At 67.2% G+C, this 24,304-nt stretch carries 16 protein-coding genes; 1 reads left to right on the plus strand and 15 read right to left on the minus strand.

Annotation, left to right across the window (positions count from 1 at the left end; genetic code table 11):
- Positions 1–54 precede the first annotated feature (54 nt).
- The 3 genes from GFD21_RS09925 to GFD21_RS09935 form a co-directional block, all read right to left on the minus strand.
- A complete protein-coding gene (locus GFD21_RS09925) occupies positions 55–1,491 on the minus strand; it encodes an MFS transporter (RefSeq protein WP_163197813.1) in 1,437 nt (478 codons plus the stop codon).
- A gap of 377 nt (positions 1,492–1,868) precedes the next feature.
- Positions 1,869–2,882, minus strand: a complete 1,014-nt coding sequence (locus GFD21_RS09930; RefSeq protein ID WP_163197814.1) for a LacI family DNA-binding transcriptional regulator — start codon at positions 2,880–2,882, stop codon at positions 1,869–1,871.
- A gap of 125 nt (positions 2,883–3,007) precedes the next feature.
- Positions 3,008–4,231 (minus strand): ROK family protein, encoded by a 1,224-nt coding sequence (locus GFD21_RS09935; RefSeq protein ID WP_163197815.1) that lies wholly within the window; start codon positions 4,229–4,231, stop codon positions 3,008–3,010.
- A 290-nt stretch (positions 4,232–4,521) separates the two neighbouring features.
- Here GFD21_RS09935 and GFD21_RS09940 point away from each other — a divergent pair, with 290 nt between their 5' ends.
- Entirely contained in the window at positions 4,522–6,045 is a 1,524-nt protein-coding gene (locus GFD21_RS09940; protein WP_163197816.1) for a xylulokinase, read from the plus strand.
- Between the two features lie 177 nt (positions 6,046–6,222).
- Here GFD21_RS09940 and GFD21_RS09945 read toward each other — a convergent pair whose 3' ends face one another.
- The 12 genes from GFD21_RS09945 to GFD21_RS10000 form a co-directional block, all read right to left on the minus strand.
- Positions 6,223–6,867: a sugar O-acetyltransferase gene (locus tag GFD21_RS09945; RefSeq protein ID WP_163197817.1), complete on the minus strand. Its 645-nt coding sequence runs from the start codon at positions 6,865–6,867 to the stop codon at positions 6,223–6,225.
- A 265-nt stretch (positions 6,868–7,132) separates the two neighbouring features.
- Positions 7,133–8,494: a sugar porter family MFS transporter gene (locus GFD21_RS09950; RefSeq protein WP_163197818.1), complete on the minus strand. Its 1,362-nt coding sequence runs from the start codon at positions 8,492–8,494 to the stop codon at positions 7,133–7,135.
- Positions 8,495–8,811: 317 nt separating this feature from the next.
- The gene (gene xylA, locus GFD21_RS09955; protein WP_163197819.1) at positions 8,812–10,158 is read right to left on the minus strand and encodes a xylose isomerase; all 1,347 of its coding nucleotides are present in this window, start codon (positions 10,156–10,158) and stop codon (positions 8,812–8,814) included.
- A gap of 218 nt (positions 10,159–10,376) precedes the next feature.
- A complete protein-coding gene (htpX, locus tag GFD21_RS09960) occupies positions 10,377–11,336 on the minus strand; it encodes a zinc metalloprotease HtpX (RefSeq protein ID WP_163197820.1) in 960 nt (319 codons plus the stop codon).
- 30 nt (positions 11,337–11,366) lie between these two features.
- A complete protein-coding gene (locus GFD21_RS09965) occupies positions 11,367–12,425 on the minus strand; it encodes a serine hydrolase (RefSeq protein ID WP_163197821.1) in 1,059 nt (352 codons plus the stop codon).
- The gene (locus tag GFD21_RS09970) at positions 12,412–12,651 is read right to left on the minus strand and encodes a hypothetical protein (RefSeq protein WP_163197822.1); all 240 of its coding nucleotides are present in this window, start codon (positions 12,649–12,651) and stop codon (positions 12,412–12,414) included. The genes GFD21_RS09965 and GFD21_RS09970 overlap by 14 nt, the downstream gene beginning before the upstream one ends.
- Positions 12,652–12,668: 17 nt before the next feature.
- The gene (locus tag GFD21_RS09975) at positions 12,669–14,129 is read right to left on the minus strand and encodes an FAD-dependent oxidoreductase (protein ID WP_163197823.1); all 1,461 of its coding nucleotides are present in this window, start codon (positions 14,127–14,129) and stop codon (positions 12,669–12,671) included.
- 136 nt (positions 14,130–14,265) lie between these two features.
- A complete protein-coding gene (locus GFD21_RS09980; protein ID WP_163197824.1) occupies positions 14,266–14,853 on the minus strand; it encodes a TetR/AcrR family transcriptional regulator in 588 nt (195 codons plus the stop codon).
- A gap of 272 nt (positions 14,854–15,125) precedes the next feature.
- The gene (locus GFD21_RS09985; RefSeq protein WP_163197825.1) at positions 15,126–16,484 is read right to left on the minus strand and encodes a glycoside hydrolase family 30 protein; all 1,359 of its coding nucleotides are present in this window, start codon (positions 16,482–16,484) and stop codon (positions 15,126–15,128) included.
- Between the two features lie 86 nt (positions 16,485–16,570).
- Entirely contained in the window at positions 16,571–17,893 is a 1,323-nt protein-coding gene (locus tag GFD21_RS09990) for an MFS transporter (RefSeq protein ID WP_225431788.1), read from the minus strand.
- A gap of 578 nt (positions 17,894–18,471) precedes the next feature.
- Complete coding sequence (locus GFD21_RS09995; protein ID WP_163197826.1) at positions 18,472–20,895, minus strand: heavy metal translocating P-type ATPase; 2,424 nt, start codon at positions 20,893–20,895, stop codon at positions 18,472–18,474.
- A 1,207-nt stretch (positions 20,896–22,102) separates the two neighbouring features.
- Positions 22,103–24,103, minus strand: a complete 2,001-nt coding sequence (locus GFD21_RS10000; RefSeq protein ID WP_163197827.1) for a S1C family serine protease — start codon at positions 24,101–24,103, stop codon at positions 22,103–22,105.
- Positions 24,104–24,304: the final 201 nt, after the last annotated feature.

Below are 24,304 nucleotides of genomic sequence, written 5' to 3' on the forward strand. Positions count from 1 at the left end.
GGTTTGCCGGCTCTGCCGGGCTTGTCGAGGTTGCCAGGCGATGGCGTGCGGTCGTCAGTCGGCGTCCGCGGCGGTGGCGGCGCGGGCGTTGAGGTCGGCGATGACGGCCGGCTCGTGCTTCTCGTACTTGATGTAGAAGAGCATCGGGATGATGGCGAGCGCGTATGCGATGGCCGGCACCCACACGAACGAGAAGCTGATCGAGGCGAGCGACGAGGCGCTCTGCGCGTGGTCGGCGACGTAGCCGCCGGCGTTCATGATCATCGACGGCACGAACCCGCCCAGGCCGGAGCCGAGCTTGATGCAGAACGCGCTGCCGATGGCGGTGAGGAAGCCCGCGGCGCGGATGCCGGTCTTCCACTCGCCGTAGTCGACGGTGTCGCCGATCATCTCGAAGAACAGCGAGCAGGCGATGCCGGCGCCGATGCACGCCACACACCACGACACGATGAGCGGCGCGCCGCCGAGCGCGGCGGTGAAGGTGATGGCGGCCTGCCCGACGATGCCGACCACGAAGCCGAGCATCGTGCTGCCGGTCTTGCCGAGCGCCTTGACGAGGAACGGCACCGAGGCCATGCCGAGCACCTGGATGATGGAGAAGCCGTTGAGCACGGCGGTCATGGTCTTGTCGCCCATGTTGTACTGCGCGTAGTACGGCACCATCGAGTTGCGGGCGGACATGCCCACCCAGAACAGCGTGTTGGCGACGAACAGCAGCAGCCACGGCCAGTTGCCCTTGAGCGCGCGGACGCTGTCCTTGATGGAGATGGACTTGGCGCGGTGGATGGCCTGTTCGCGCATGTCGAGGAACGCGACGATCAGGCAGGCCAGGCCGATGACGCAGTAGGCGCCGACGGCCAGCGACCAGCCGAGCTTGGAGGTGCTGTCGCCGCCGCCGAACGCGGTGGCGAGCGGCAGGATGAAGGTGACGGCGAAGAAGTTGCCGACGTTGCCGCCGATCATGCGGAACGTGTTGGCCACGGTGCGCTCGTCCACGTCGGAGGTGAGGTTCGGCAGCACGGAGGTGATGGGCGCGTTGATGCCGGTGAAGCAGATGCCGGCCACCACGTAGATCACGCCGGCGTAGATGGCCTTGGCGGTCGGGTCGGTGAACGGCGGCGCCGTGAAGACGAGCCACACGGCGAGCGCGAACGGCACGGCCATCCACAGGAACCACGGGCGCGACTGTCCCCACCTGCTGCGCGTGTGGTCGATGATGATGCCCCACACGGGCGCGTCGAAGGAGTCGAAGATGCGCGCGACGAGCAGGATGACGCCGGCGGCGGCCATCGAGATGCCGTACACCTCGGTGAAGTAGTACAGCGCGTAGCCGCTGATGATGCAGTACAGCAGGTTGCCGGAGAAATCGGTCAGCGCGTAGGTGACCTTGCGGTGGAACGGCATCTGCTTCGTTCCGGGTCGGGTTCCGGGCTGTGTTCCGGATGACGTTCCGGCAGCCGATGCCGGGGTGTTCGTGGTGGCGACGCTCATGGTCTTCCTCTTTCGTCGGGTTTCACGGGTTGTCCGCGACCGGCACCAACCATCTACTGCTCCGGAGTTGTTCATCAGTGAATTCATTGGTTTGAACCGGTTCAATCAATAAGTATAGCCATCGAACGAAGTGGCGGCAAACTTCAGGCACGAAAATCTCCATAAATGGCTGTACACCAACGAAATCAGCACGTCCCGCCGGCGCGTCGCCGTGCGGCTATATCGTCATTATGGTTTTGAATCGGTTCAATACGGTCGAACATCATTCAACAGCATTGAATATCAATCGGCACGATCAATCATCATCCGACGCCAATCGCGCCGATCACCATCGAACACCGCGGCCCGCACCGAAGCGCGACGGCGGGGCCGACGCCTCACAGCGAGCGGACCGACCCCAGATCCGCTAGCGGCTGCTGCACCAGCTCGCGCACCACCGGGCGGTCCGGACGCGCGATGCGCCGTTTGAGCACGTCGACGGCACGCTCCGCCACCGCGTCGAGATCGATGTCGACCCCCGTGTACGGCACGCGCATGCCGACGCCCATCTGGTCGGGCACCACCACCTCCACCGACAGGTCGCCCGGCACGTCGACGCCCAGTTCGCGCAGGGTCTGGTTCATCCCCATCATGACGGCGTCGTTATGGACGATCATCGCCGTCGCATCGGGGTGTTCGTGCAGCGCGGCGGACAGCTCCCGGGCCGAACCGAGCGCCTCGTTCCGCGCGCAGACCACGGTCAGCGCCATGCCGTGGCGACGCGCCTCGGCCTCCGCGGCCTCGCGGAAACGCACGGCATAGTTCACGCCTTTGGCGTACATCCATTCCGGCCAGCCGACCAGCAGCACGTCGCGATGGCCGTGGGAGGCGAGGTTCCGGACCAGCACGCGCGCCGCGCTTTCGAAATCGGTATCCACCGCGTCGACGCCGGAATCCGGCTCCGACATGCCCAGCGTGACGCTCGGCAGCCCCAATCGCCGGACCGCCTCCAGCCGCTCGTCCCCTTCGGAGACCTCCATGAGCACCGCGCCGTCGATGCGCTTGGTGCCCACCGCCTTGCGCAACGCCTCCACGCCGTTCCCGTCGGTGAACAGCATCGTGTCGTAGCCGGCCTCGCGTGCCGCGTCCGACAGGCTGTACAGGTACCCGCCGAGCGACAGCGAGAAATACCCGGCCCGGTGCGGCGGTGCGAAGACGCCGATCGTGTTCGTGCGGTCGGTGGCCAGCATGCGCGCGGCATGGTTGACGGAATACCCGAGCTTCGCGGCCGCCGCACGCACCTTCTGCGCGGTCTTCTCCGCGATGAGGTCGCTGCCGGAGAGCACATACGAGACCGTGGCCTTGGAGACCCCAGCCTCCTGCGCCACGTCCTTGATGGTGACCTTGCCCATGCCGCCGTCCTTCCACGGCGCCCCGCGGCGCCTCGCCGAAAACGCCGCCAGTCTACCGCATGCGGGACCGCACGGGAATCGCCGGGCGCAGACCGTCGCCGTCGGTCGCCCCGCCGGCCGCCCCGTCAGTCGCCGACGAACCGCAGCGGGTTGTCGATGAACCGGCGCAGACCCCGCTCGGCGGCGCCGTACAGCGAGGGGTTGCGCCCCACCGGCGCCGGCGACACCTTCACCGTCATGCTCGCAGGCCCGACGATCTCGTCGCGCAGCCGATGCTCGATCACGACGGTCAGCTCGTCGCCGAAATGCGTCCACAGGCCGCCGAGCACCACGGTGTCCACGTCGACGATGTTGACCGCCGAGGCGATGGCGGAGACCAGGGCGTCCACGGCGCGGTCGACCACCGACACCACGGCCCGGTCGCCGGAACGCCAGCGATCGAGGAACCGTTCGGCGAATTCGATCTTGGTGGCGCCCGCGTCGTCGGTGATGCCGGCGGCCTCGACCATGGCGCGACGGCCCGCATACATCTCGAGGCACCCCTTGCGCCCGCACGTGCATCGCGGCCCGTTCAGATCGACGGACATGTGGCCGATCTCGCCGGAGAAGCCGTGCGAGCCGCGGACCACCTCGCCGTTGCGCACGACGGCGCCGCCGATGCCGATGTCGGTGGACACGTAGATGAAGGAGTCGCGGCGCCCCACCACATCGAGGAAGTCCGCACGTTCGGTGGCGTAACCGGGAATCTGCGCGACCGCGGCCATCTTCGCCTCGTTGTCCGGAACGGCGCCGAGCCGGCGCACCACCTCGAAACCGGACAGATCCACATCCGTCCAACCGAGGTTGCGCGCGACCAGCAGCCGCATGTCGGTGATGATGCCGGGCAGCGCGAGCCCGGCGCCCACCACCCGGCATCCGCGCCGGGCGAGCTGCTCCTCGAGGGACGCCGTCATGGCGTCGAGTTTCGCGAAGACCTCCTGCGGGTCGGAGCCGGTCATGTCGGCGTTCACCCATTCGCGGCCGAGCACGTCGCCGTTGATGTCGAGGGCGAGGCAGCCGTAGCCGTCCGTGTTGACCTGCAGGCCGATGCCGGCGATGCGCCCGCCGCGCAGGCGCAGCGGCGTGCTGGGCCTGCCGTAGGAGACGGAGGCGTTCGGCACGCCCTCCTCCACCACGCCCGATTCGAGCAGCAGCGATGACAGCAGCGACATGGTCGCCTTGGTGAGCCCGGTGGCCTTGGCCAGGTCGGCGCGGCTCATCGGGTCCTTCGCGCTCAGCATGGCGTCGAGCGTCACCGAAAGATTGTGGTTGCGCAGATCATCCTGGTTGATCTTCCTCAAACCGGCCATGTGTCCTCGTTCCTTCACGTTCGTTCCGTCCGTTCGTATGGGTGAGTCGCGCGCCCTCGGGAACCTGTGCCACCGGCCACATGGCGACGTACACTCCATAGTATGCGCCCCCGGCCGGGCCGGCGCCCCGGCGACATGTCCCACGACGCCCCGCGATGCCGTACGGCATGCATTCCGCCGCGAGTCTCCGCTTGCGTTCACCCGCTGAAATACAGTATAGTTTAATCGTCTAACTTATTAGGTGCGGCGCGTCGAAAGCCTTGCGCGCGGCCCTCATCGAGGAGGAATACATGACTCAAACACTGGTCGCCGGAGTCGATACGTCAACTCAATCAACAAAGGTTCGCATCACGGACGCGGCAACGGGCGAACAGGTGCGTTTCGGCCAGGCCAAGCACCCGGACGGCACCTCGGTCAATCCCGAATACTGGTGGGAGGCGTTCCGCGCCGCCGCCGAACAGGCCGGCGGGCTCGACGACGTGGCGGCCCTCGCCGTCGGCGGGCAGCAGCACGGCATGGTCATCCTGGACGAGCAGGGCAACGTGATCCGCGACGCGATGCTGTGGAACGACACCAGCTCCGCCCCGCAGGCCGCCGCGCTCATCGAACGGCTCGGCGAGGCCGCCCCGGCCGCGGACGGCGAGCCCGAGGACGTCGTCGCGCGCGGCAAGCAGCGTTGGGTCAAGGCCGTCGGATCCTCGCCGGTCGCCTCCTACACGCTCACCAAGGTCGCGTGGGTCGCCGAGAACGAGCCCGAGAACGCGAAGAGGATCGCCGCGATCTGCCTGCCGCACGACTGGCTGAGCTGGCGCATCGCCGGCTACGGCCCGGTGGCGGAAGGCGAGGACGCCCATCTCGACAAGCTCTTCACCGACCGCTCCGACGCCTCCGGCACCATCTACTACGACGCCGCGCACGGCGAGTACCGCCGCGACCTCATCGCGATGGTGCTGGCCGCCGCCGAGGGCGAGGAGGCCGCCAAGGCCCACGCCGACGCGATCGTGCTGCCCACCGTGCTCGGTCCGCGCGAATCCGCCGCGGTGAAGGCCTCCCCCGCCATCGCCGGCAAGGACGTCGAAGGCGGCTGCATCCTCGGCCCCGGCGGCGGCGACAACGCGATGGCCTCGCTCGGCCTGGGCATGGGCGTGGGCGACGTGTCCGTCTCGCTCGGCACCTCCGGCGTGGCCGCCGCCATCGCCGAAAACCCGGTCTACGACCTGACCGGCGCCGTCTCCGGCTTCGCCGACTGCACCGGCCACTACCTGCCGCTCGCCTGCACGATCAACGGCTCGCGCATCATCGACGCCGGCCGTGCCGCCCTCGGCGTGGACTACGACGAGCTGGCCGAGCTGGCCTTCAAATCCGAGCCGGGCGCCGGCGGCATCACGCTGGTGCCGTACTTCGACGGCGAGCGCACGCCGAACCGCCCCGACGCCACCGCCTCGCTCACCGGCCTGACCCTGCACAACACCACGAAGGAGAATCTGGCGCGCGCGTTCGTCGAGGGCCTGCTGTGCTCGCAGCGCGACTGCCTGGAGCTGATCCGTTCGCTGGGCGCCGAGATCAACCGCATCCTGCTCATCGGCGGCGGCGCGAAGTCGGTGGCGATCCGCACGCTGGCGCCGTCGATCCTCGGCATGGACGTGACCCGCCCGGCCACCGACGAGTACGTGGCGATCGGCGCCGCTCGCCAGGCCGCATGGGCGCTCTCCGGCGAGGCCGAGCCGCCCGTGTGGAAGCTCACCATCGACGGCGTGGAGACCGGCGAGCCCACCGAGTCCGTGTACGAGGCCTACGTGAAGGCCCGCGGCTGAAAAACCACGGCCCCGCCGACACCGGCGGGGCCCGACGCCTTCATTCGGTTCCCGCTCGGCTCATTCGGCAACCGCTGCCGGCACCAGCCTCCATCGCATATGGCAAACCCCCGGAATGAAGCCATTCTTCATTCCGGGGGTTTGCCATATCGGGGCCCGTCGGCCGCCCGGCCGCCGTCAGCCTTCCGCGGCGGCGCGCTCCTCGGGGGTCCAGTCCTCGGGGACTTCGCCGATCACATGGCACGGATTGCCCACGGCGATCGTGTTCGCGGGGATGTCATGCGTGACGACCGATCCGGCGCCGATGATCGTGTCGTCGCCGATCGTCACGCCCGGGCAGACCACCACGTTGCCGCCGAGCCACACGTTGTTCCCGATCGTGACATCCTCGTTGTGCTGCCATCCCTCGAGCCGCGGCTTGGCGGGGATGGCGTGGTTCGGCGTGTAGATGCTCACGCGCGGCCCGATGAGGCAGTCGGAGCCGATGGAGATCGGCCCGCCGCCCACGACGAGGAAGTCCATGTTGATGAACGTGCGGTCGCCGATGCGCAGCCCCAGACCGTAGTCGAGCCGGATGGGCGGGCGGAAGTCGACGCCTTCGCCGGCCGCCGGCACGAGTTCGCGGAACAGCCGTTCCGCCTCGGCGGTGTCGTCGAAGTAGATGCGGTTGATGCGGTCGCACGCGGCCTGCGCCTCGCGCGTGAGCTCCGGCAGGATGTCCGACTTGCGGTATTGCAGCCAGTCGTCGGCGAAGAGCGCGGCGACGTCCGGATGATCGCGTTTGAGCGCTTCGAGATCATGCTCGGGAACGTGGAAGGTCATGGAACCACCTCGGTTCGTGTCGATGGAGGGAAACGGCGGCGGGGCGCGCTGGGCGTCACCACCGGCCGTCGCGGCGCAGACGGGTACGCAGCACGACGCCGAATCCGGAGAGGGCGAAGGCGATGAGGGATGCGATGGCCATGATGACGGTCCTTTCGTGGGTGGGTCGGCGGTTGCCGGGAATGGGTCGGGCCCGATCGGGGGAAATCCCCCGGTCGAGCCCTGATGGAAGGAATTCAGGAGAAGAGCGTCGGACCGGTCCGGTTCACGCCGCCTTGGCGACGCGGGCGCGCAGGCTGGTCTCGATCTCCTCGAGGGAGCGGTTGCGGGTCTCGAAGACGTACTTCGCGACGAACCACACGGACGCGATGCAGATCACGCCGTAGCCGATGAACAGGCTGCCGGTGCCGAACAGGTTGAGCAGGTAGGGGAAGGTGAGGGACACGGCGGCGTTCGCGGCCCAGTTGATGACGCTGGAGAACGAGGTGCCGAGACCGCGGATGTTGAGCGGGAACACCTCGCCGATCATGATCCACATGACCGGGCCCCAGGTGCCGGAGAAGAACGCGATGTAGACGGTCAGCGCGATGACGCACACGATGGCGGCGGTGTGCGATCCGCCGGAGAACTTCATCGCGAAGCTCATGACGAACAGGGAGACGCCCATGCCCACGGCGCCGACGATGAGCATCGTGCGACGATCGACCTTGTCCATGATGGCGATGGCCACCGCGGTGACGATCACGTTGAAGATGCCGATGCCGATGTGCGCGATGAGGGCGGCGGACACGCCGAAGCCGACATCGGTGAAGATCGTCGGGGCGTAGTAGAGGACGGTGTTGCAGCCCATGACCTGCTGGAAGATCGCCAGGCCGATGCCGATGACGAGCGCCGGGCGGACGGTGGGGCCGAACAGCTCGGCGAAGCCCTTGTTCTCCAGCTTCGCCTGGCCCTCGATCTCGTGGAGCTCCTGAGCGACCTTGGCTTGGTCGTTGTCATAGATCTGCGCGAGCACGCCCTTGGCGGCGTCCAGATCGCCGGTGCGCACGAGGAAGCGCGGGGATTCCGGCAGGAACAGGCCGCCGAGGAACAGGATGATGGCGGGCAGGGCGGCGAAGCCGAGCATCCAGCGCCAGCCATGGACCATGAACGAGAACGTGTAGTTCGTGATGTACGCGAGCAGGATACCGGTCATGACCATGAGCTGGAACAGGCCGGAGACGGTGCCGCGCTTGCTGGCCTGGGACAGCTCGCCCAGGTAGGTCGGGATCAGCGCGGAGGCGACGCCCACGGCGAGGCCGAGCACGATGCGGGAGATGATGAGGGTCCAGAATTCGGGCGAGAGTCCGGAGCCGAGCGCGCCGAGGGTGAAGATGACGGCGGCGATGAGCAGCAGCTTGCGGCGGCCGAGCTTGTCGGACATCGGTCCGATGAACGCGGCGCCGAGCACGGCGCCCAGCAGCACGGCGCTGACGACCCAGCCCTGCTGCCACGCGCCCAAGTTCATCTGGTCCTGGATGAAGAGGATGGCGCCGGAGATCACGCCGGTGTCATAGCCGAACAGCAGACCTCCCAGTGCGCCGAAGAAGTACACGACCCCCTTGGGGAGTTTCCTTGTGGTGTTCATATGTTCTTCCTTGAATCGATTGCGTCACCGACGAACCGGGCGCCACTGCCCGCGGCGGTCATCATCGTCCAATGGAACGGCCCTCCCACACGCCGGCGCCATGGCCTGCGGTAGGATGGGTGCGTTCCCGTGAACGTCCATCGTGACGTTGATGTGGAACATTCGGGACGGCAGCCGCTACGGGCTTCAATCGGAGGGGCTGCCGTCCCCTTTCCGTATTCAGTTGTTCTTCAGTTATTGTTATTTGGTTATGCGGTAGATGACGGAATGACCCGTCATACGGGATTGGCTCCCTCATTCGAGGGAGCCAATCAGCGTCACGCCTCGGCCAGGGCGTCGACGATGTAGTTGTTGATGGTGGCCTTGACCTGCTCGAGGTGGTCGGACTTGGTCGCGGCGCGCAGCTCGGCCTGGGTCTTGTCGAGGCTGTACTCCTCGAGGGAGGCCAGCGTGGCGGAGCCGTCCTCGATGGACTTGCCGATGCCGGACTCGTAGGAGCTGTAGCGGTCGGCCTGCAGATCCTCGATGTAGTGGTCCTCGTGCATCTTGGCGGCGACCAGGAGGCCGGCGGCGTAGGAGTCCATGCCCACGATGTGCGCGCGGAACAGGTCGTCGGCGGCGAAGGAGGTACGGCGCGGCTTGGCGTCGAAGTTCAGACCGCCGTGGGGGCCGATGGAACCGTTGGCCAGGACCTCCCACATCACGGCGACGCAGTCGTACAGGTCGGACGGGAACTCGTCCATGTCCCAGCCGATGAGCTTGTCGCCCTGGTTGGCGTCGAGGGAGCCCAAGATGCCGTTCTCACGGGCGAAGCGGACCTCGTGCTGGTAGGAGTGGCCGGCCAGGTTGGCGTGGTTGCCCTCGAGGTTCAGCTTGAAGACGTCCTCCAGATCGAAGGTCTTGAGGAAGGCGAGCGCGGCGGCGGCGTCGAAGTCGTACTGGTGCGAGGTCGGCTCCTTCGGCTTCGGCTCGATGAGGAACTGGCCCTCGAAGCCGATCTCCTTGGCGTAGTCCGCGGCCAGGTGGAAGAGCTTGGCCATGTGGGCCTGCTCGCGGTGCATCTCGGTGTTCCACAGGTTCTCGTAGCCTTCACGGCCGCCCCAGAACACGTAGTTCTCGGCGCCGAGGCGCTTGGCGATCTCGAGGCTCTTCTTGACCTGGGCGCCCGAGTAGGCGAAGATGTCGGCGAACGGCGAGGTGGCGGCGCCGGAGACGAAGCGCGGGTTGGTGAAGAGGTTCTGGGTGTTCCACAGCAGCTTGACGCCGGTGGACTTCATGTTCTCCTCGATCTTGTCGACGACCTTGTCCAGGTTGGCGTTGGTCTCGCGCAGGGTGTCGCCCTCCGGCGCGATGTCGCGGTCGTGGAAGCAGAAGTATTCGACGCCCAGCTTGGTGTAGAACTCGAAAGCGTAGTCGACCTTGGCGAGGGCCAGGTCCATCGGGTTGGTGTACTTGTCGTACGGACGCTCGGCGGTGCCGTCGCCGAAGGGATCGACGAGGCGCTGGTCGAAGGTGTGCCAGTAGGCGACCGCGAAGCGCAGCCAGTCCTTCATCTTCTTGCCGGCGACGACCTTGTCGGCGTCGTAGTAGCGGAAGCCGAGGCCTTCCTTGGCGCCGCCCTTACGGCCGACGTATTCGATCTTGTCGATGTCCCACAGACCCATTGCAGTCTCCTTTGATGTCGTGTTCACTGCGTTGTTTTCGTCGGTCCCGCACGGCGCCTCGTATCTCTGCGCCGCCGTTCGTTTCCGGCTGACGGTTTATATGTTAAATGATTAAACAATCTTTGTCAAACGAATAAACTTAATAGTAGGGCCATGGCGTGTTGCCTGAAATACCAACGATTTGACGCCTATGCGAGCGGGATCGTCCGCCTCGGTCCTCAGTACCGCACCTGGGCGGCGGAACCGGAACCGCCGTATCCCGCGCCGTACAGCTGCTGGGCGCGCATCTCCTGCGCCATTTGCATGAGGCGCGCGATGCGCTGGTCGGTCGGCGGGTGGGTGGAGAACAGCTTCGAGAACCCGGCGGCGGAGAACGGGTTGGCGATCATCATCGCGGAGACGGACTGCGTGCCGGCGGTCTTGCGCATCGGCGTGGTCTGCGCGCCGTAGGAGATCTTGTTGAGCGCCGAGGCGAGCGCCTCCGGGTCGCCGGTGAGCCGGCTGCCGTCCTCGTCGGCGTCGTATTCGCGCGTGCGCGAGATCGCCATCTGGATGAGCGAGGCGGCGAGCGGCGCAAGGATGGCGCTGAGCAGCACGCCGATCAGGCCGAGGCCGCCGGAGCCGCCCTCGCGGTCGTCGCGCGAGGTGCCGCCGCCGAAGTACATGAGCGAATAGCCGAGGTATGTGATGACCGTGGCCATCGCCGAGGCGACGGCGGAGGTGAGGATGTCGTGGTTGTACACGTGCATGAGCTCGTGGCCGAGCACGCCGCGCACCTCGCGCTCGTTGAGGATGCGCAGGATGCCCTGCGTGCAGCAGACGGCGGCATGGCGTTCGTTGCGGCCGGTGGCGAAGGCGTTCGGGCTCATCGTGGGGGCGACGTAGATGCGGGGCATCGGCTTGCCCGCCTTCGCGGACAGTTCGCGCACGATGCGGTACAGGGTGGGCGCCTCGGCCTCGCTGACCTCCTTCGCGCCCATCGAGGCGATGGCGAGCTTGTCGGAGAACCAGTAGGAGCCGAACGTGGTGGCCAGACCGATGACGATGTAGATGCCGAGCGTCCCCCGGGAACCGCCGGTGGCCCACCAGACGAGCATGATGACGCCCCACATCAACCCGAAAAGCAGGGTCGTCTTCAGGCCGTTGAAGTGGCCGTGCACACGCAGTTCGCCGTTCATATGGCACACGCTATAGTCCGTGTCTGAGTTTTAGCTGGACATGTCCCGGGAATGTATGCCGTCGAGCACGGACACCAGTCCGGACACCAGTTCGTACTCGTCGACCGCGTCGGTCATCACCGCCAGAACGTAATCGCCGGAGCCGGTGGAGACGATGCCGGCGTCGTTGAGCGCGTAGTATCCGCCGTCGCCGTCGATCCAGCCGGCCTTCGTGTAGACGGTGTACCCGCCGTCGCCGGCCAGCGCCATGTGGATGGACGAATTGAGCGTGTTCGTGTATTCGCCCGCGAGCCACTGCCGGGAATCGTCCGACGCGGCGGGCTTGGAGCCGTTCACCGCCAGGACGTCGCCGTCGAACAGGTAGCCGTAGCCCATCACCCACATGCGAGCGAGGTCGGTCGCGGGCATGGTCAGGTACGCGCCGGACGTCACGTCGACGCCCACCTTGCCGCGCGCCGACCACTGGGCGAACGCGCCGGCGCCGTAGGTGCGGTGCAGGGCGGCGAAACTGTCGTTGTCGGATATGGTGACGGCCTGCTCGATGAGCTGGTGGACGCCCGCGCCGGTGCCGGTCTTGGCGATGTCGTCGGCGATGGACGCCTCCTCGGCGCCGTCGTCCGTGGCGCCGGACGCGTCGCCGTCCCCGGACGAGACGGGATTGCCGTCGGCGCCCACGCCGGTCGGATCGGTGTCCGACTGCCGCGCGACCGCATCCAGGTCGATTGCGCCGGTCGCGGCGAGCGAAAGGATGTACGGCCCCTTGATGGCGGAGGCGGAGTATCGCGCGTCGCCGCCGTTGACGGACAACGCCCGGTAGTCGGACATGTCCACCAGCGCGACCGAGGCGGAATGCCCTTCGGCCGTGAATTTCGCGAGCTCGCTTTCGAGCGCCGCGCGGTCGTCGTCCGCCAGCGTGAACCCGGACGTGGAGATCTCCGCGCCTTCGTCCAATCCGGCCAACCCGTCCAACGCGCGTTCGGCGCGGGTGAGCGCGCGGGGCTTGCCGACCGCCTTGCGCACGAGCGTGGGGCGGCCCTGCGAGGCCTCGACCGCGTCGTCGACTGCGCTCGTGGCCTCACGCACCCACACGGGGACGTGCACGATCGAAGCAGACCACGGCGAGCGCCGCCGTGCCGACGACGATGCGCCGGCGCAGGTAGACGCGGCGCATGCGCGCGGAGGCGCGGCGGTATTGCGTGGTGTGCACGCGGGCGGAACGACGGCCGCGGGAACGGCCGGCGGCATGCCGTTCCGTGTTCCCGCGGCGCCGGTTCGGATACTGGCCGGAAGCGCGGCCGGAACGCCTGGTCGCCATGAAGGCAGGCGCCCCCGTCAGGCGTGGGCGAGCTCGCGCATCTGGGCGGGCTCGACGACCTTCTTGTGCTCGCGGCCCTCCTTGGCGCCCTCGGCGCGTTCGAAGGCGTCGACCTTCTTCCAGCCGGCGAAGTCGATCGGCTTGACGCCGCGGCTCTCCAGCAGACGGTCGATGGACTCGGGGTCGCGGTCGGCGGCCACGCGGCCGCCCTCGGCGGCCTTGGCGAGATCCTCGAGCATGTTGGTGACGATGGCGAGCGCGTCGGACTTGGTCGAGCCGATCAGGCCGACCGGGCCGCGCTTGGCCCAACCGGTCGCGTAGAGACGCTCGCGCACCTCGCCGCCCTCGGCCTCGGTGGTGATGCGGCCGTCGCCGTTCGCGTTGGCGAGGTGGGCGCCGTGCTCGTCGTAGGCGATGCCGGGGGCCTCGGCCGGCTGGTAGCCGATCGCATGGTAGACGGCCTCGACCGGGTAGTCGGTGAATTCGCCGGTGCGGTGCATCACGCCGTCGGCGCCGGTCTCGGTGCGCTCGACGCGGATGGCCTTCACCTTGCCTTCCTCGCCGACGATCTCGGTGGGTGCGGAGTTGAAGTGGACGTAGTACTTGCGGTCGGCCGGGTTGCCCTCGTAGTCGACGTCGCCGTCGTCCTCCATGTCCTCGGCCATCTCGCGGATGGCGAACAGCTCCTCGACCATCTGGCGGGTGAGCTTGTCCTTGCCGGCGACCTCGATGGTCTCGTCGTCCAGTTCGAAGTCGTCCTCGTTGATGATGAGCTGCACGCCGGGCAGCTTCTCCATCTCGCGCAGCTCCTGCACGCTGAACTTCGCCTGGGCGACGCCGCGGCGGATGAACAGGTGGAGCACCTTGGCCTTGTTGTTCCGGATGCCCTCGTAGACGTTGTCCGGGATGTCGGTCTTGGCCTTGAGGTCGTCGGCGTTGCGCATGAGCTCGCGCGCGACGTCCATCGCCACGTTGCCGCCGCCGATCACGGCGACGTTCTCGGCGGTGAGCGGCCATTCGCGGGCGCCCGTGGGGTAGCCGTCGTACCATTCGACGAACTTGGCGGCGCCGTACACGCCGTCGAGGTCGGCGCCGGAGATGCGCAGCGGCTTGTCCTTGACGGCGCCGGTGGCGAACAGCACGGCGTCGTAGCGGGCGAGCAGGTCGTCGAGGGTGACGTCCTTGCCGAACTCCACGTCGCAGTACAGGTGGATGTCCGGGTTGTCGAGCGTCTTCTCGAGCGCGGAGGCGATGAACTTGATGGACGGGTGGTCGGGGGCCACGCCGTAGCGGACCAGGCCGAACGGCACGGGCAGCTTCTCGAACAGGTCGATACGGGCCTCGGTGCCGAGGCCGAGCTCCTCGCCCAGCTTCTTCAGCTGGCGCAGGAAGATGTCGGAGGAGTAGACGCCTGCGGGGCCGGCGCCGATCACGGCGATGCGGAGTTCGTTTGCGTTGGTATTCGAAGATTCAGTCACGCATTACAGGGTATCGCAGGCCACCGAATCGCGGTACCCCCACTTTCCGCGCATTTCCGTGTGTTTTCGCACACTCCTCACATTCCCGTGTCGCGTGCGGGGCGACGGGGCCGGACGGGCGTCGGACGGCCGGGCGTCAGTCGATGATGCGGTCGATGAGTTCCCGCCATTCGCCCGCCAGATCGATGTGCCCGCGGTCGTGCAGCCATCGCATCTGCAGGCCGTCCATGGCGGCCAGCGCCTGCATCGCGGTCCGGCGCGGATCACTGCAGCCGTCGTTGGCGGCGGCCTTCGTGTATTCGCGCATCACCCACTGCTCGCGGTCGCGGAAGTACTGGAAGGCGGGATGGTTTTCCGACAGGGCCTCCCCCTGCAGCACGGTGTAGAGGCGCACGATCTCCGGCTGGGTGGCGTTGCGTTCGGTGGTGGCGCAGGTCAGGTCGCGCAGGCCCACCGGGAACGGGTCGTCCTCGCCCACCGCCTCGCCGCCGGACGGCATCGGCACGCCGAGCGTGCGGTACAGCGCGGCGCGGTCGGTTTTGTCGCGGTAGTCGAGCAGGGCCAGCAGCAGCCCCTCCTTGGATCCGAAATGGTAGAGCAGCCCGGCCTCGGTCATGTCCTCGGCAACGGCGATCTCGCGCAGGCGCAGCCCCCAGAACCCGTGTTGCGCGACGAACTGCGCCGCCGTGTTGAGGATGCTGATCCGGCGCTCCTGCGCGGTCATCGTGGATTTCGTTCTCGCCCCGGCCATCGGCCACCACTCCAGTTTCCGTCCCGCTCGGTCACGTTCCGTTTCGCATGCGCGGGCGCCGCCCGCACGTTTCGCTGAATCGTGATCAAGTATTCAACTATCGGTCGGGGCCATCCTACGCGAAGGGGTCCTCCCGGCCGGAGGAAGGACGGCCGGGAGGACCCTTTGGGTGGAACGGTCGATCGCCGTTCGCGTGTGGCGCCGTGAGCGCGACGCGACGCCGCACGCATGCGCGGGCGATACGGTCAGTCGAGCGTGAACGTGCTGAACGAGCGCGGCGCGAGCGTGGCGGTGAACGCGCGTCCGGCGTTCGACGGGTCGGCGAAGCTGAACTCCACCTCACGCTCCAGGGCGTTCTGCACGACGACGGCCAGCGTGCCGTCCGGGTTTTCGTAGGCGGAGGCCATCGACGAGAAACGGCCCTCCACGTCGAGCACGCGCGCGCCCGGCCTGACGAAGTGCGCGTAGTGGCGCATCACGTAGTACTCCGGGTTGCGGGTGAAGGTCTTCGCCTCGGTGTCGACGGAGAACAGCGAGTTCTGGTGCCAGCCCCACGTGCTCTCGGTGCCGGCGAGCACCATGTTCCAGTAGGTGTAGCCGAGCGCGCCGTGGGTGAGGTAGTGGTTGACGAGGTGGAAGATGTATTCGGCGTACTCCCACGAGTTGTCGCCCATGCCGCATTCGGATTCGGTCTGCATGAGCTTGAGCTCCGGCCACGCCTTGTGCGTGCGCTCGATGCAGTCGCGGCCCTCCCACTGGTAGCCGACGCCGGTGATGTACTTGCGCGCCTCGTCGTCCATGAGGATGTTGTCGACGTAGCGGTTGTAGTTCTCGAGCGACATGCCGTACAGGCTCACGAACTGCATGTCGCGCGGGCCGTTGAGCGTGCCGAGCCAGATCTCGACGCCGCCCTCCTCGGCCTTGCCGAGCAGGCCCTCGCGCTCGAAGGTGGGGCCGAGGTAGTCGCGGATGAACGTGCGCAGCTGCTCGCTCGTCCACTTGCAGGTGGGGTACTTGGCGTCGGACCACGGCTCGTTCTGCGGGAAGATGCGGGTCACGTTCACGCCGAGCGCGCGGTAGGCGCGCACGTACTTGACGAAGTAGTTCGCGTAGGCCTGCAGGTTCTCCGGGGTCATGACGAGTTTGCCGTAGTTGTAGACCGGCGGATTCTTCATCCAGGTGGGCGGGCTCCACGGGCTGGAGTGGACGGTCAGCTGCGGCTGGTACTTCTTGGCGGCACGAATGTACGGCAGCACGGCGCGTTCGTCGCCTTCCACCGAGAAGTCCTTGAGCTCGTAGTCGCCGGGGGTCTCGTCGTAGCTGTACCAGCCGGCGGCGAAGTCGTTCGCGCCGATCGGGGCGCGGTTGAGGCGGAAGTTGAGTTCGTCGGGGCTGAACAGCTCCTTGACGACCTGCTCGCGGTCCTCGGCCGCGAGGGACTGCAGCGGCAGCCAGCCGAGTTCGTTGAAGCAGCCGCCGAATCCTTCGACCTCCTGCTCCTTGCCGCCGGTGAGGGCGATGCCGAGTTCGCTCGTCGCTCCGGCCTTGGGCGCGGGCTTGGCGACCCAGCGGGCGTCGTCCGTGGTTTCGATCCAGGTGACCATGGTGTCGTTTACTCCTTATTGGTTAATCGGTATTCAGTCTAATGGGCGTGATTGGACCGGGAATGGGTGCGGTCAGTGCGGCTTGCCTACTTCACGCGCTTGATCATCATGATGAGCGCGGCGCCGACGAGCGAGACCACCGCGCACACCGGGAACAGGCCGTAGTAGCTGCCGCCGGTGGCGCCGACGATCGCGGCCGCGACCAGCGGGCCGAGCAGCTGGGAGCCGGTGTTGGCGAGGTTGAGGATGCCGAGGTCCTTGGCGGCGTTCTCGGCGTTCGGCAGCACCTCGATGTTGAGCGCCTGGTCGACGGCGAAGAAGATGCCCATGCCCAGGCCGGCGACGGCGCCGTAGACGACCATGGTCCACGCGGCGTTGGAGACCATCGGCATCGCCACGCCGATGGCGACGAGCAGAGCGGCGAAGGCCACCGGCAGCTTGCGGCTGTGAATCCTGTCGGAGATCGGGCCGGCCACGATGGACATGACGATGGCGGTGACCATGAGCAGCATCGAGATGATGGACACGTACTTCTGCTGACCGGAGGTGCCGAGGCCGATGTAGTCAGACAGGATGTAGAGCTGGTACGCCATGATCGCGGTGGTGGCGGTGTTGACGAGCATCTTGCCGAACAGGGCGAGGTAGAAGTCGCGGCAATCCTTGACCGGGAAGATGAAGTGCTGGACGAACATGTTCCACGTGAAACGCTTCTTCTCCATGCCGAGGCTGGACTGCTCGCGCATGATGACGACGGCGACGGGGCCGCACAGCAGGGTGAGCACGCTCATCACGATGATGCCGGTGCCGATCTTCGGCCCGAGGAACTGCGCGCCGAGGAGCTGGCCGCCGTACTGGCCGATCACATAGCCGAACGCGTAGATGGAGGAGATGAGGCCACGGTGCTTCGGCGCGGTGCGGTCGGCGATGACGGCGACCAGCGGCGCGACGAGGGCGTTGAGGAAGATCTGATAGACGCACCAGGTGACCACCAGCAGCGGCACGGTGGTCACGGCGTTGAACGCGAGCAGCATCACGAAGCAGCCGATGGAGCCGGCGATAAGCCACGGGGTGCGGCGACCCCAGCGGCTGCGGGTCAGATCGGACATGCCGCCGATGATGATGTTCGCGAGCGTGGCGAACACCATGGCGGAACCGGACAGCAAGGCGATGATGCTGGCCTTGTTCGTCGGGTCGATGATCTGGACCTTGGCCGGCAGCAGTACGGCGTTGACGCCGAGGTAGGGGCCGAGCCACAGCATCGCGCCGAGCGCCGTGGCGATGCCGATCTTGATGGGGGCCTTGGGCTGTTCCCCGTCGCTGACGGAACCGGACCATGGACGCGCGGACTGCGCCGGCCGGACGGCCTGCGCCGACTGGGGCGATTGTGCGGCTTGCATTGAAACGGACATCGTTTCTCCTTGCATTCACCATATGCCGTCCGGCCGATCTGCGACGTTCTTCAACGAACGAGCGTCATCACTTGCGGCAGTTCCGGGCGGCTCTTCCTGTGTTGGACGACTCTCACTTTACACTTAATGACTGTTAAGTCAAATCGGAAAGGAAGCCACTGCGGCACGGCGCGTCGCCTTACGCCGCAACGGTTCAGGGCACGCATCACACTTCTTTCCGGGCGCGATCATGGGTTCGTCCGATTCATCCGGCAGACTCCCGATTCGTCCGTCAGGCTCCCGATTCATCCAGCAGGCTCCCGATTTTCCCGGCAGGCTCCCGCGGAGCACCATCTCGCGTACCCTCCCGACAAGGCGGTCGTCGTTGCCTAGGTCGGTCTTCCCGAAACCGACCCAGACAACGACGAAGGAACCTGGCGACGCATGGGAACGGCTCGCGCGGCCCATGCCATACCAGCGGCTCCGTGCCCGGACCGGTCCGCCAGCCGACAATGTCCGTCGCCCAGCAGTCCTATGGCCTATGACCTATGGACCTATGACCGAGCAATTCCGTGCCCGGCCCTGTCCATCCTCCACCCCTAGTCACGGTCCAGCACGGCGGTGAGCGCCCACAGGATGCTCACCACATCGATGCCCTCCTGCAGGAACGCGCCCACGACCACCGGAATCAGGTCGAACGCGGCCGCGACCATGCCGACGACCGCGAGCGCCAGCCCCACGACCACCGCCTGGAGCATCACGCGTTTCGTACGGCGCGCGATGGCGATGGCGCGCGGCACGGCCGCGATATCGTCGTTCATCACGACGACCTGCGCGCTTTCGGAGGCCGCGGTGGAGGTGCCGTCGGTCATCGCCACGCCGATGCCCGCAGCCGCCAGCACCGGAGCATCGTTAACCCCATCCCCCACCATCATCGTGACGGGATCGGCCGCCGCATGGGAACGAACGATTTCTCCGGCCCCGCCGTTTCCGCGTTCCTTGTCTCCGCCGGCGGCCGCACGCACCGCGGCTACCTTGTCTTCGGGGAACAGCTCGGCGTGCACCTCGTCGATGCCGACTTCGCGCGCGATGATCTCGGCCGAGGCCCGCTTGTCGCCGGTGAGCATCACGAGCTTCGCGACGCCCAGCTGGTGCAGCTTCGCGAGCGCCGCCTTCGCGTTCGCGCGAGGCACGTCGCGCAGCACGATGCGCGCAACCAATCGCCCATCCACCGCCACATACGACGCCATCTCATCCGCCGCCAGCATCCCGAACCGGGCACCGCCGGCGGGAACGGCCGACCCGGTCGTCGTCACGAATCCGTCCTCGCCCGCTGCCGCGAACGAGAGCCTCCCGACGCGCACCTCATGCCCGTTGACCGCGGCGGAGATGCCCTTGCCCGGCTCCTCCTTCACGTTCGTCACGACCGGGTAGTCACGACCATATCCGCCATGACCAAACCCCTCGGTACCGACGCCGGCGGCACCGGCGCCCGCCGCGTTCTCCGGGCAGTCCCGGCGACCGGCCGCATACCGCGCATGCAGACGATCGAGGGCCTCGCGCCCGGCCGCCGCGATGCCCTGCGCGAGCACATGCACCGAATAGCTTTCGACCACGCCCGCAAACATGAGCACATGGTCCTCGTCCAATCGCGGCGCCGGCACCGAGGCGGCGGACACGGCATCAACGGAATCCACCATCTCCACACGGACCACCCGCGGCTGCTTGACCGTCAACGTGCCGGTCTTGTCGAAGAACACCCGCGTGACGCGCCCCAACTGCTCAATCACATCCTGCGTCTTGATGAGCACGCCCGCGGCGGCAAGCCGCGACGTACCGGCGATATACGCGACCGGCGCGGCGATGAGCAGCGGGCAGGGCGTGGCGAGCACCAGCACCTGCGCGAACCGCAGCGGCGTGCCGGCCACCGCCCACGCGACGCCGGCGATGAGCAGCGACAACGCCGTGAACGGCACGGCGAGCCGGTCCGCGGTCCGCACCACGGCCGGGCGCGACTCCTGCGCCTGCGAGACGAGCGCGAGGATGCGCTGGTACTGCGAGTCGGCCGCGACCTGCGTGGCGCGCATGGCCAGCGTCGTCGAACCGTTCACCGCGCCGGACATGACGCGCGCGCCCGCATACACCTCGCGCGGCACCGGTTCGCCGTTGATCGCGCTCAGATCGAGCGTGGCCGCGCCGGACAGCAATTCGCCGTCCACCGGCACGGTTTCGCCGGGCAGCACGATGACCACATCGCCGAGACGCACCTCCTCGACCGGCACCGTGTCGAACCGTGCGTCCGCGGTCGGTCGTACACGCGCATCGGCGCGCACGACCGCCGGATCGCAGGATTCCGGATCGCGGCCGGTGAGCGCGCACACATCCCGCGCACCCGAAACGTCCCCGGTCGCGCCGCGGCGGGCGGAAGCCGCGCTCCCCCGCATTCCGGCGACATCATGCGCCGTCACGTGGCGGAACCCGTCATCGTCGCGGATCGGCGCGATGTTGCGCGCGGCACGCGGTGCGGCTGCGGCATCGGCATCGGAGGCATGGGAGCCATGCGCCGCTCCTCTGCCCACGCCCGGCAGGTTCGCGACGTGCGCGGCGCGCGGGGCCGCGTCGAGTAGCGCGGTGAGGCTGTGCTCCGCCTTCGACTGCGCGTACTCCTCGATGGCCTCGCCGGATGTGACCATGAGGACCACCGCCCAGGAGGCCCAGTATTCGCCCACGGCGAGCGTGGACAGCATGGCGAGGACCGCGAGCAGGTCGACGCCCACATGCCCGTGGCGGATGTCGTCGATCATGCCGATGACGGTGACGGCCACGGTGTACGCGACGAGTGCGACGACCACCCATTGGCCGATCGAGGGATCCGGCAGCGGCGCGGGGATCACGGCGGCGCCCCACGGGCGGAGATTCCATAGGACCGCGACGGGAATCGCGGAAAGGACGACGATCGGCAGCATGGGTACGCGACGGCACAGATCGGCAAGATGGGTGAAGAACGTGATGAGTCTGCTCATCCGATGCTCCTTACGCTGGTATACGGGCCGGGCGTGCCGCTCTGCACTCGCTCTTGGCCTTGGCGGGTTGCACAACGTGACGCACGGCTGGTGCTATCACGCCTTGTTAACCCATCGGCGGGCATCCGGGGCGGGCTGGACCCGTCCGATGCGCTGCACGATACACGGCGTAAAGAATCGATATTCGGTTATCGTGTGGCGTGGGCCGTTCCACGGTCCCGCCATCGGTTGCCACCCTAACAGGGGTTCAAGGACAAGGCAAACCACGGCGTGGGAGGGATTGCCGCCTGACCATGGCCATGGACCTTCCCCACGCCGACCGGCGGGTGGCAACGGGGCAAGACGATTCCAAAGGCTTGGCAACAAATACCAACAAATACATGGGATTCCCGCATATGCGAGGAACACCGGGGAGTCGCCGTTCTGATGCTGGTCCGACCGTGATCATCCCCATGTGCGGGGAGTACGCCATCTTGTAGTCCTTCACCCATTGGTTCTCCATAGCACCCGCGCATGCGGGGAGCACAAGGCGAGGAACGGATTCGACTTCCACAAGCGGCGTGGCATCCCGCGCATGCGGGGAGCTACCGACCGGCTTGGATGACGCCGCCGATGCCGGGAGGATGCGAGCCGGGCTGAGGCGACCTGTGAAATTCGGGATGTTACCTGCGGAGTTCGAGACATTAGCTGTGGAGTTTACGGGCAACGTGCGGAGTTCAATGGGCAACGTGCGCACCGTGCTTGAGTAGACGTCCCTTAGTGCGCCGCGAACGCTCTCGGAAAATGGCGGAATTCCGGCTTTGTCGAATATGCGCACAGGCGCCCCTACTGGACCATGGTCCGCAGCTGATATGGCGAACTCCGCACGTTAGTCCGAAACTCCGCACGTCACTGTCCGAATCGCACACGTACGTTCTGGGGAGAGCCGTGGGAATAGGAAAACCGCAAACCACGGGGTTGGCGACTTCGGTCTGGAGGACGGTGTCAAACCATTCGTCAGGAAACCGCAACCACGAATTGCTTTGGTCTGGAGGACGGCATCAGTCCACTCGTCAGGAAACCCGCGATCGTGGAGGATCCGGAAACGGTTGATCCCATGGAAACGACCGCGCCCCGTGCGCCGAACCGGTTCCACTCGGTTCGGCGCACGGGGCGCGGTGCATATCGGAGAGGACGCCTCCTTATGGTTTCAATGGTTTCCGGCGGATCACCACATGTTGAACGGGAATCCGTTGCTGCCGGAACCGCTGTCGCCGTTGCCGGAGTTGCCGTCACTGTTGCCGTTGCCGTCCTGGCTGTTGCCGTTGCTGGATTCGGAACGGTTGGAGCCGTTGACCTTGTCCTCCTGCTGATCGAGCGTCACGTCGACGTCGATGGTCTTGCCGTCGCGCACGACGGTGAGCGTCGCCTTGTCGCCGAGGGCGGCGGCGCGCACGAAGCCGAGCAGGGAGGCGTTGCTGCTCACCGCGTTGCCGTTGAAGGCCACGATGACGTCGCCCTCCTTGAGGCCGGCCTTGTCGGCCGGGGAGCCGGAGACGACCGCGGAACCGGCGGTGGCGCCCTTGGTGATCTTCGCGCCGGCGCGGGTCACGCCGTCCGCCTCGACCGTGGAGGAGGTGATGGTGATGCCAAGGGCCACGTGCTTGACCGAGCCGTTGCTGATGATCTCGTTGGCGACGCGCTTGACCAGGTTGGACGGGATCGCGAAGCCGATGCCGATCGAGCCGGAGGAGCTGGACGACGAGCTGGACGAGGTGGAGGCGATCGAGGAGTTGATGCCGATCACCTGGCCGGCGGCGTTGAAGGTCGGGCCGCCGGAGTTGCCCGGGTTGATGGCCGCGTCGATCTGGACCGCGTTGGTGACGATGTCGTTGTTGTTGTCGTCCATCACGGTCACCGGGCGGTTGAGCGCGGAGACGATGCCGGAGGTGGCGGTGTCGTCATAGCCGAGCGGGTTGCCGACGGCCATGATGTTCTCGCCGACGGCGAGCTTGTCGGAATCGGCGAACTCGACGGCCTTGAGGTCGCTCGGCGGGTTGTCGAGCTTGATGACCGCCAGATCGGTGGTGGTGTCGGTGCCGACGACCTGCGCGGAGTACATCTGGCCGTTGGACAGCGTCACCTGGATCTGCTGGGCGCCGGAGATCACGTGGTTGTTGGTCACGATGTGGCCTTCGGTGTCGAGGATCGCGCCCGAGCCCTGGGCGGAACCGTCGGACAGCTGGGTCTGGATGGAGACCACGGAACCGGAGACGGCCTTGGCGACGGCCTGCCAATCCGGGGCTTCGCCAGACTTCGCGGTGGCGGAGCCGGAGCCGGAGGTGCTGGAGTCGACGTTGGCGAGGGAACTGGTGGTCGGCACCTTGACGGCGCCGCTGGTGATGGCCGCATAGCCGACGCCGAGGCACAGCGCGGCGGACAGCAGGGCGGCGACCACGCCGATGACCACGCCGCGGACGGTGCCGTTGGAGGCCTGCGGGCGGGCGGCGCCGGGCCGGCCGGGACGGCCCGGCTGACCCGGGTTCGGCTGGGCGAACGGGTTGCCGTTGCCGCCGAACGGTCCCTGCGGCGGAATCTGGCCGTTGGAGCCGGAGGCGGGCTGGTTGGGCTGCTGCTGGTTCGGATTCTGCTGGCCGGACTGCGTCGGGGTCGGTTGGCCGGACTGCGGCGTGAACGGGTTGTTCGCGGAAGGCGAGGTGAAGTACGGGTTGCGGTCCTGACGCGGCTGGGCGGCGGCCGGGGCCGCGTTCGGGGTCTGGCCGTTCACGCCGCCGAGCGGCTGGGTCGGGGCGAGACCGTACGCGCCGTATTCCGGCGCCGGACGGTACTGGCCGTATGCCGGCTGGGAAGCCTGGGTCGCACCCGTGGGAATCGGGGTCGTCGGGGCGGAGGAGACCACGGTCTGTTCGCCCTTGGCGGAGGAGACCACGGTCTGTTCGCCCTTGGCGGAGGCGTAATCCGGCTTCACCTCACCGGGGTCGGCGGCCGGGAACGTCGCGGTGGGAGCGGCGCCCGATGCGGCGGCGGCCTGCGCGCCCTGCACGGCCGAGGGGTCGATGGACTCAGTGGGCTGCTCGCCTCGCGCGTCCGCGGCCGGTGCGGCGGGTCCGAAGTTCTGCGTTTCCTGCGTATCCTGCGGCGCGGCGGCGTTCTGCGGCTGCGCGTTCTGGTCGCCCTGCGGGCTCCAGTTGTTCGGCTCATCAGCCATGTTCGTTCACTCCTTCTATGACCGGCGGCTACGGGGTAACTTCAGCAATCTCGCTGCCGGTTCGATTTGCTACCTAAGAGTAAAGGCAGTGGCTCTGGAAGTTTCCTGAATGTTCGTTGGAAGTGCCGAGTGAATATTCTCCCGACTTTCCACATACCGACGGCGGACGGCCACGGCGGCCGCACAGGCCCGCCGTGCCGC

This window comes from Bifidobacterium platyrrhinorum (genome assembly GCF_010667645.1).
Classification (GTDB): Bacteria; Actinomycetota; Actinomycetes; order Actinomycetales; family Bifidobacteriaceae; genus Bifidobacterium; species Bifidobacterium platyrrhinorum.

Bases quoted from the DNA above. Each gene is read 5' to 3' on its own strand.
- GFD21_RS09925 (WP_163197813.1), bottom strand. From the start codon at position 1,491: ATGAGCGTCGCCACCACGAACACCCCGGCATCGGCTGCCGGAACGTCA.
- GFD21_RS09930 (WP_163197814.1), bottom strand. From the start codon at position 2,882: ATGGGCAAGGTCACCATCAAGGACGTGGCGCAGGAGGCTGGGGTCTCC.
- GFD21_RS09935 (WP_163197815.1), bottom strand. From the start codon at position 4,231: ATGGCCGGTTTGAGGAAGATCAACCAGGATGATCTGCGCAACCACAAT.
- GFD21_RS09940 (WP_163197816.1), top strand. From the start codon at position 4,522: ATGACTCAAACACTGGTCGCCGGAGTCGATACGTCAACTCAATCAACA.
- GFD21_RS09945 (WP_163197817.1), bottom strand. From the start codon at position 6,867: ATGACCTTCCACGTTCCCGAGCATGATCTCGAAGCGCTCAAACGCGAT.
- GFD21_RS09950 (WP_163197818.1), bottom strand. From the start codon at position 8,494: ATGAACACCACAAGGAAACTCCCCAAGGGGGTCGTGTACTTCTTCGGC.
- xylA (WP_163197819.1), bottom strand. From the start codon at position 10,158: ATGGGTCTGTGGGACATCGACAAGATCGAATACGTCGGCCGTAAGGGC.
- htpX (WP_163197820.1), bottom strand. From the start codon at position 11,336: ATGAACGGCGAACTGCGTGTGCACGGCCACTTCAACGGCCTGAAGACG.
- GFD21_RS09970 (WP_163197822.1), bottom strand. From the start codon at position 12,651: ATGGCGACCAGGCGTTCCGGCCGCGCTTCCGGCCAGTATCCGAACCGG.
- GFD21_RS09980 (WP_163197824.1), bottom strand. From the start codon at position 14,853: ATGACCGCGCAGGAGCGCCGGATCAGCATCCTCAACACGGCGGCGCAG.
- GFD21_RS09985 (WP_163197825.1), bottom strand. From the start codon at position 16,484: ATGGTCACCTGGATCGAAACCACGGACGACGCCCGCTGGGTCGCCAAG.
- GFD21_RS09990 (WP_225431788.1), bottom strand. From the start codon at position 17,893: ATGTCCGTTTCAATGCAAGCCGCACAATCGCCCCAGTCGGCGCAGGCC.
- GFD21_RS09995 (WP_163197826.1), bottom strand. From the start codon at position 20,895: ATGAGCAGACTCATCACGTTCTTCACCCATCTTGCCGATCTGTGCCGT.
- GFD21_RS10000 (WP_163197827.1), bottom strand. From the start codon at position 24,103: ATGGCTGATGAGCCGAACAACTGGAGCCCGCAGGGCGACCAGAACGCG.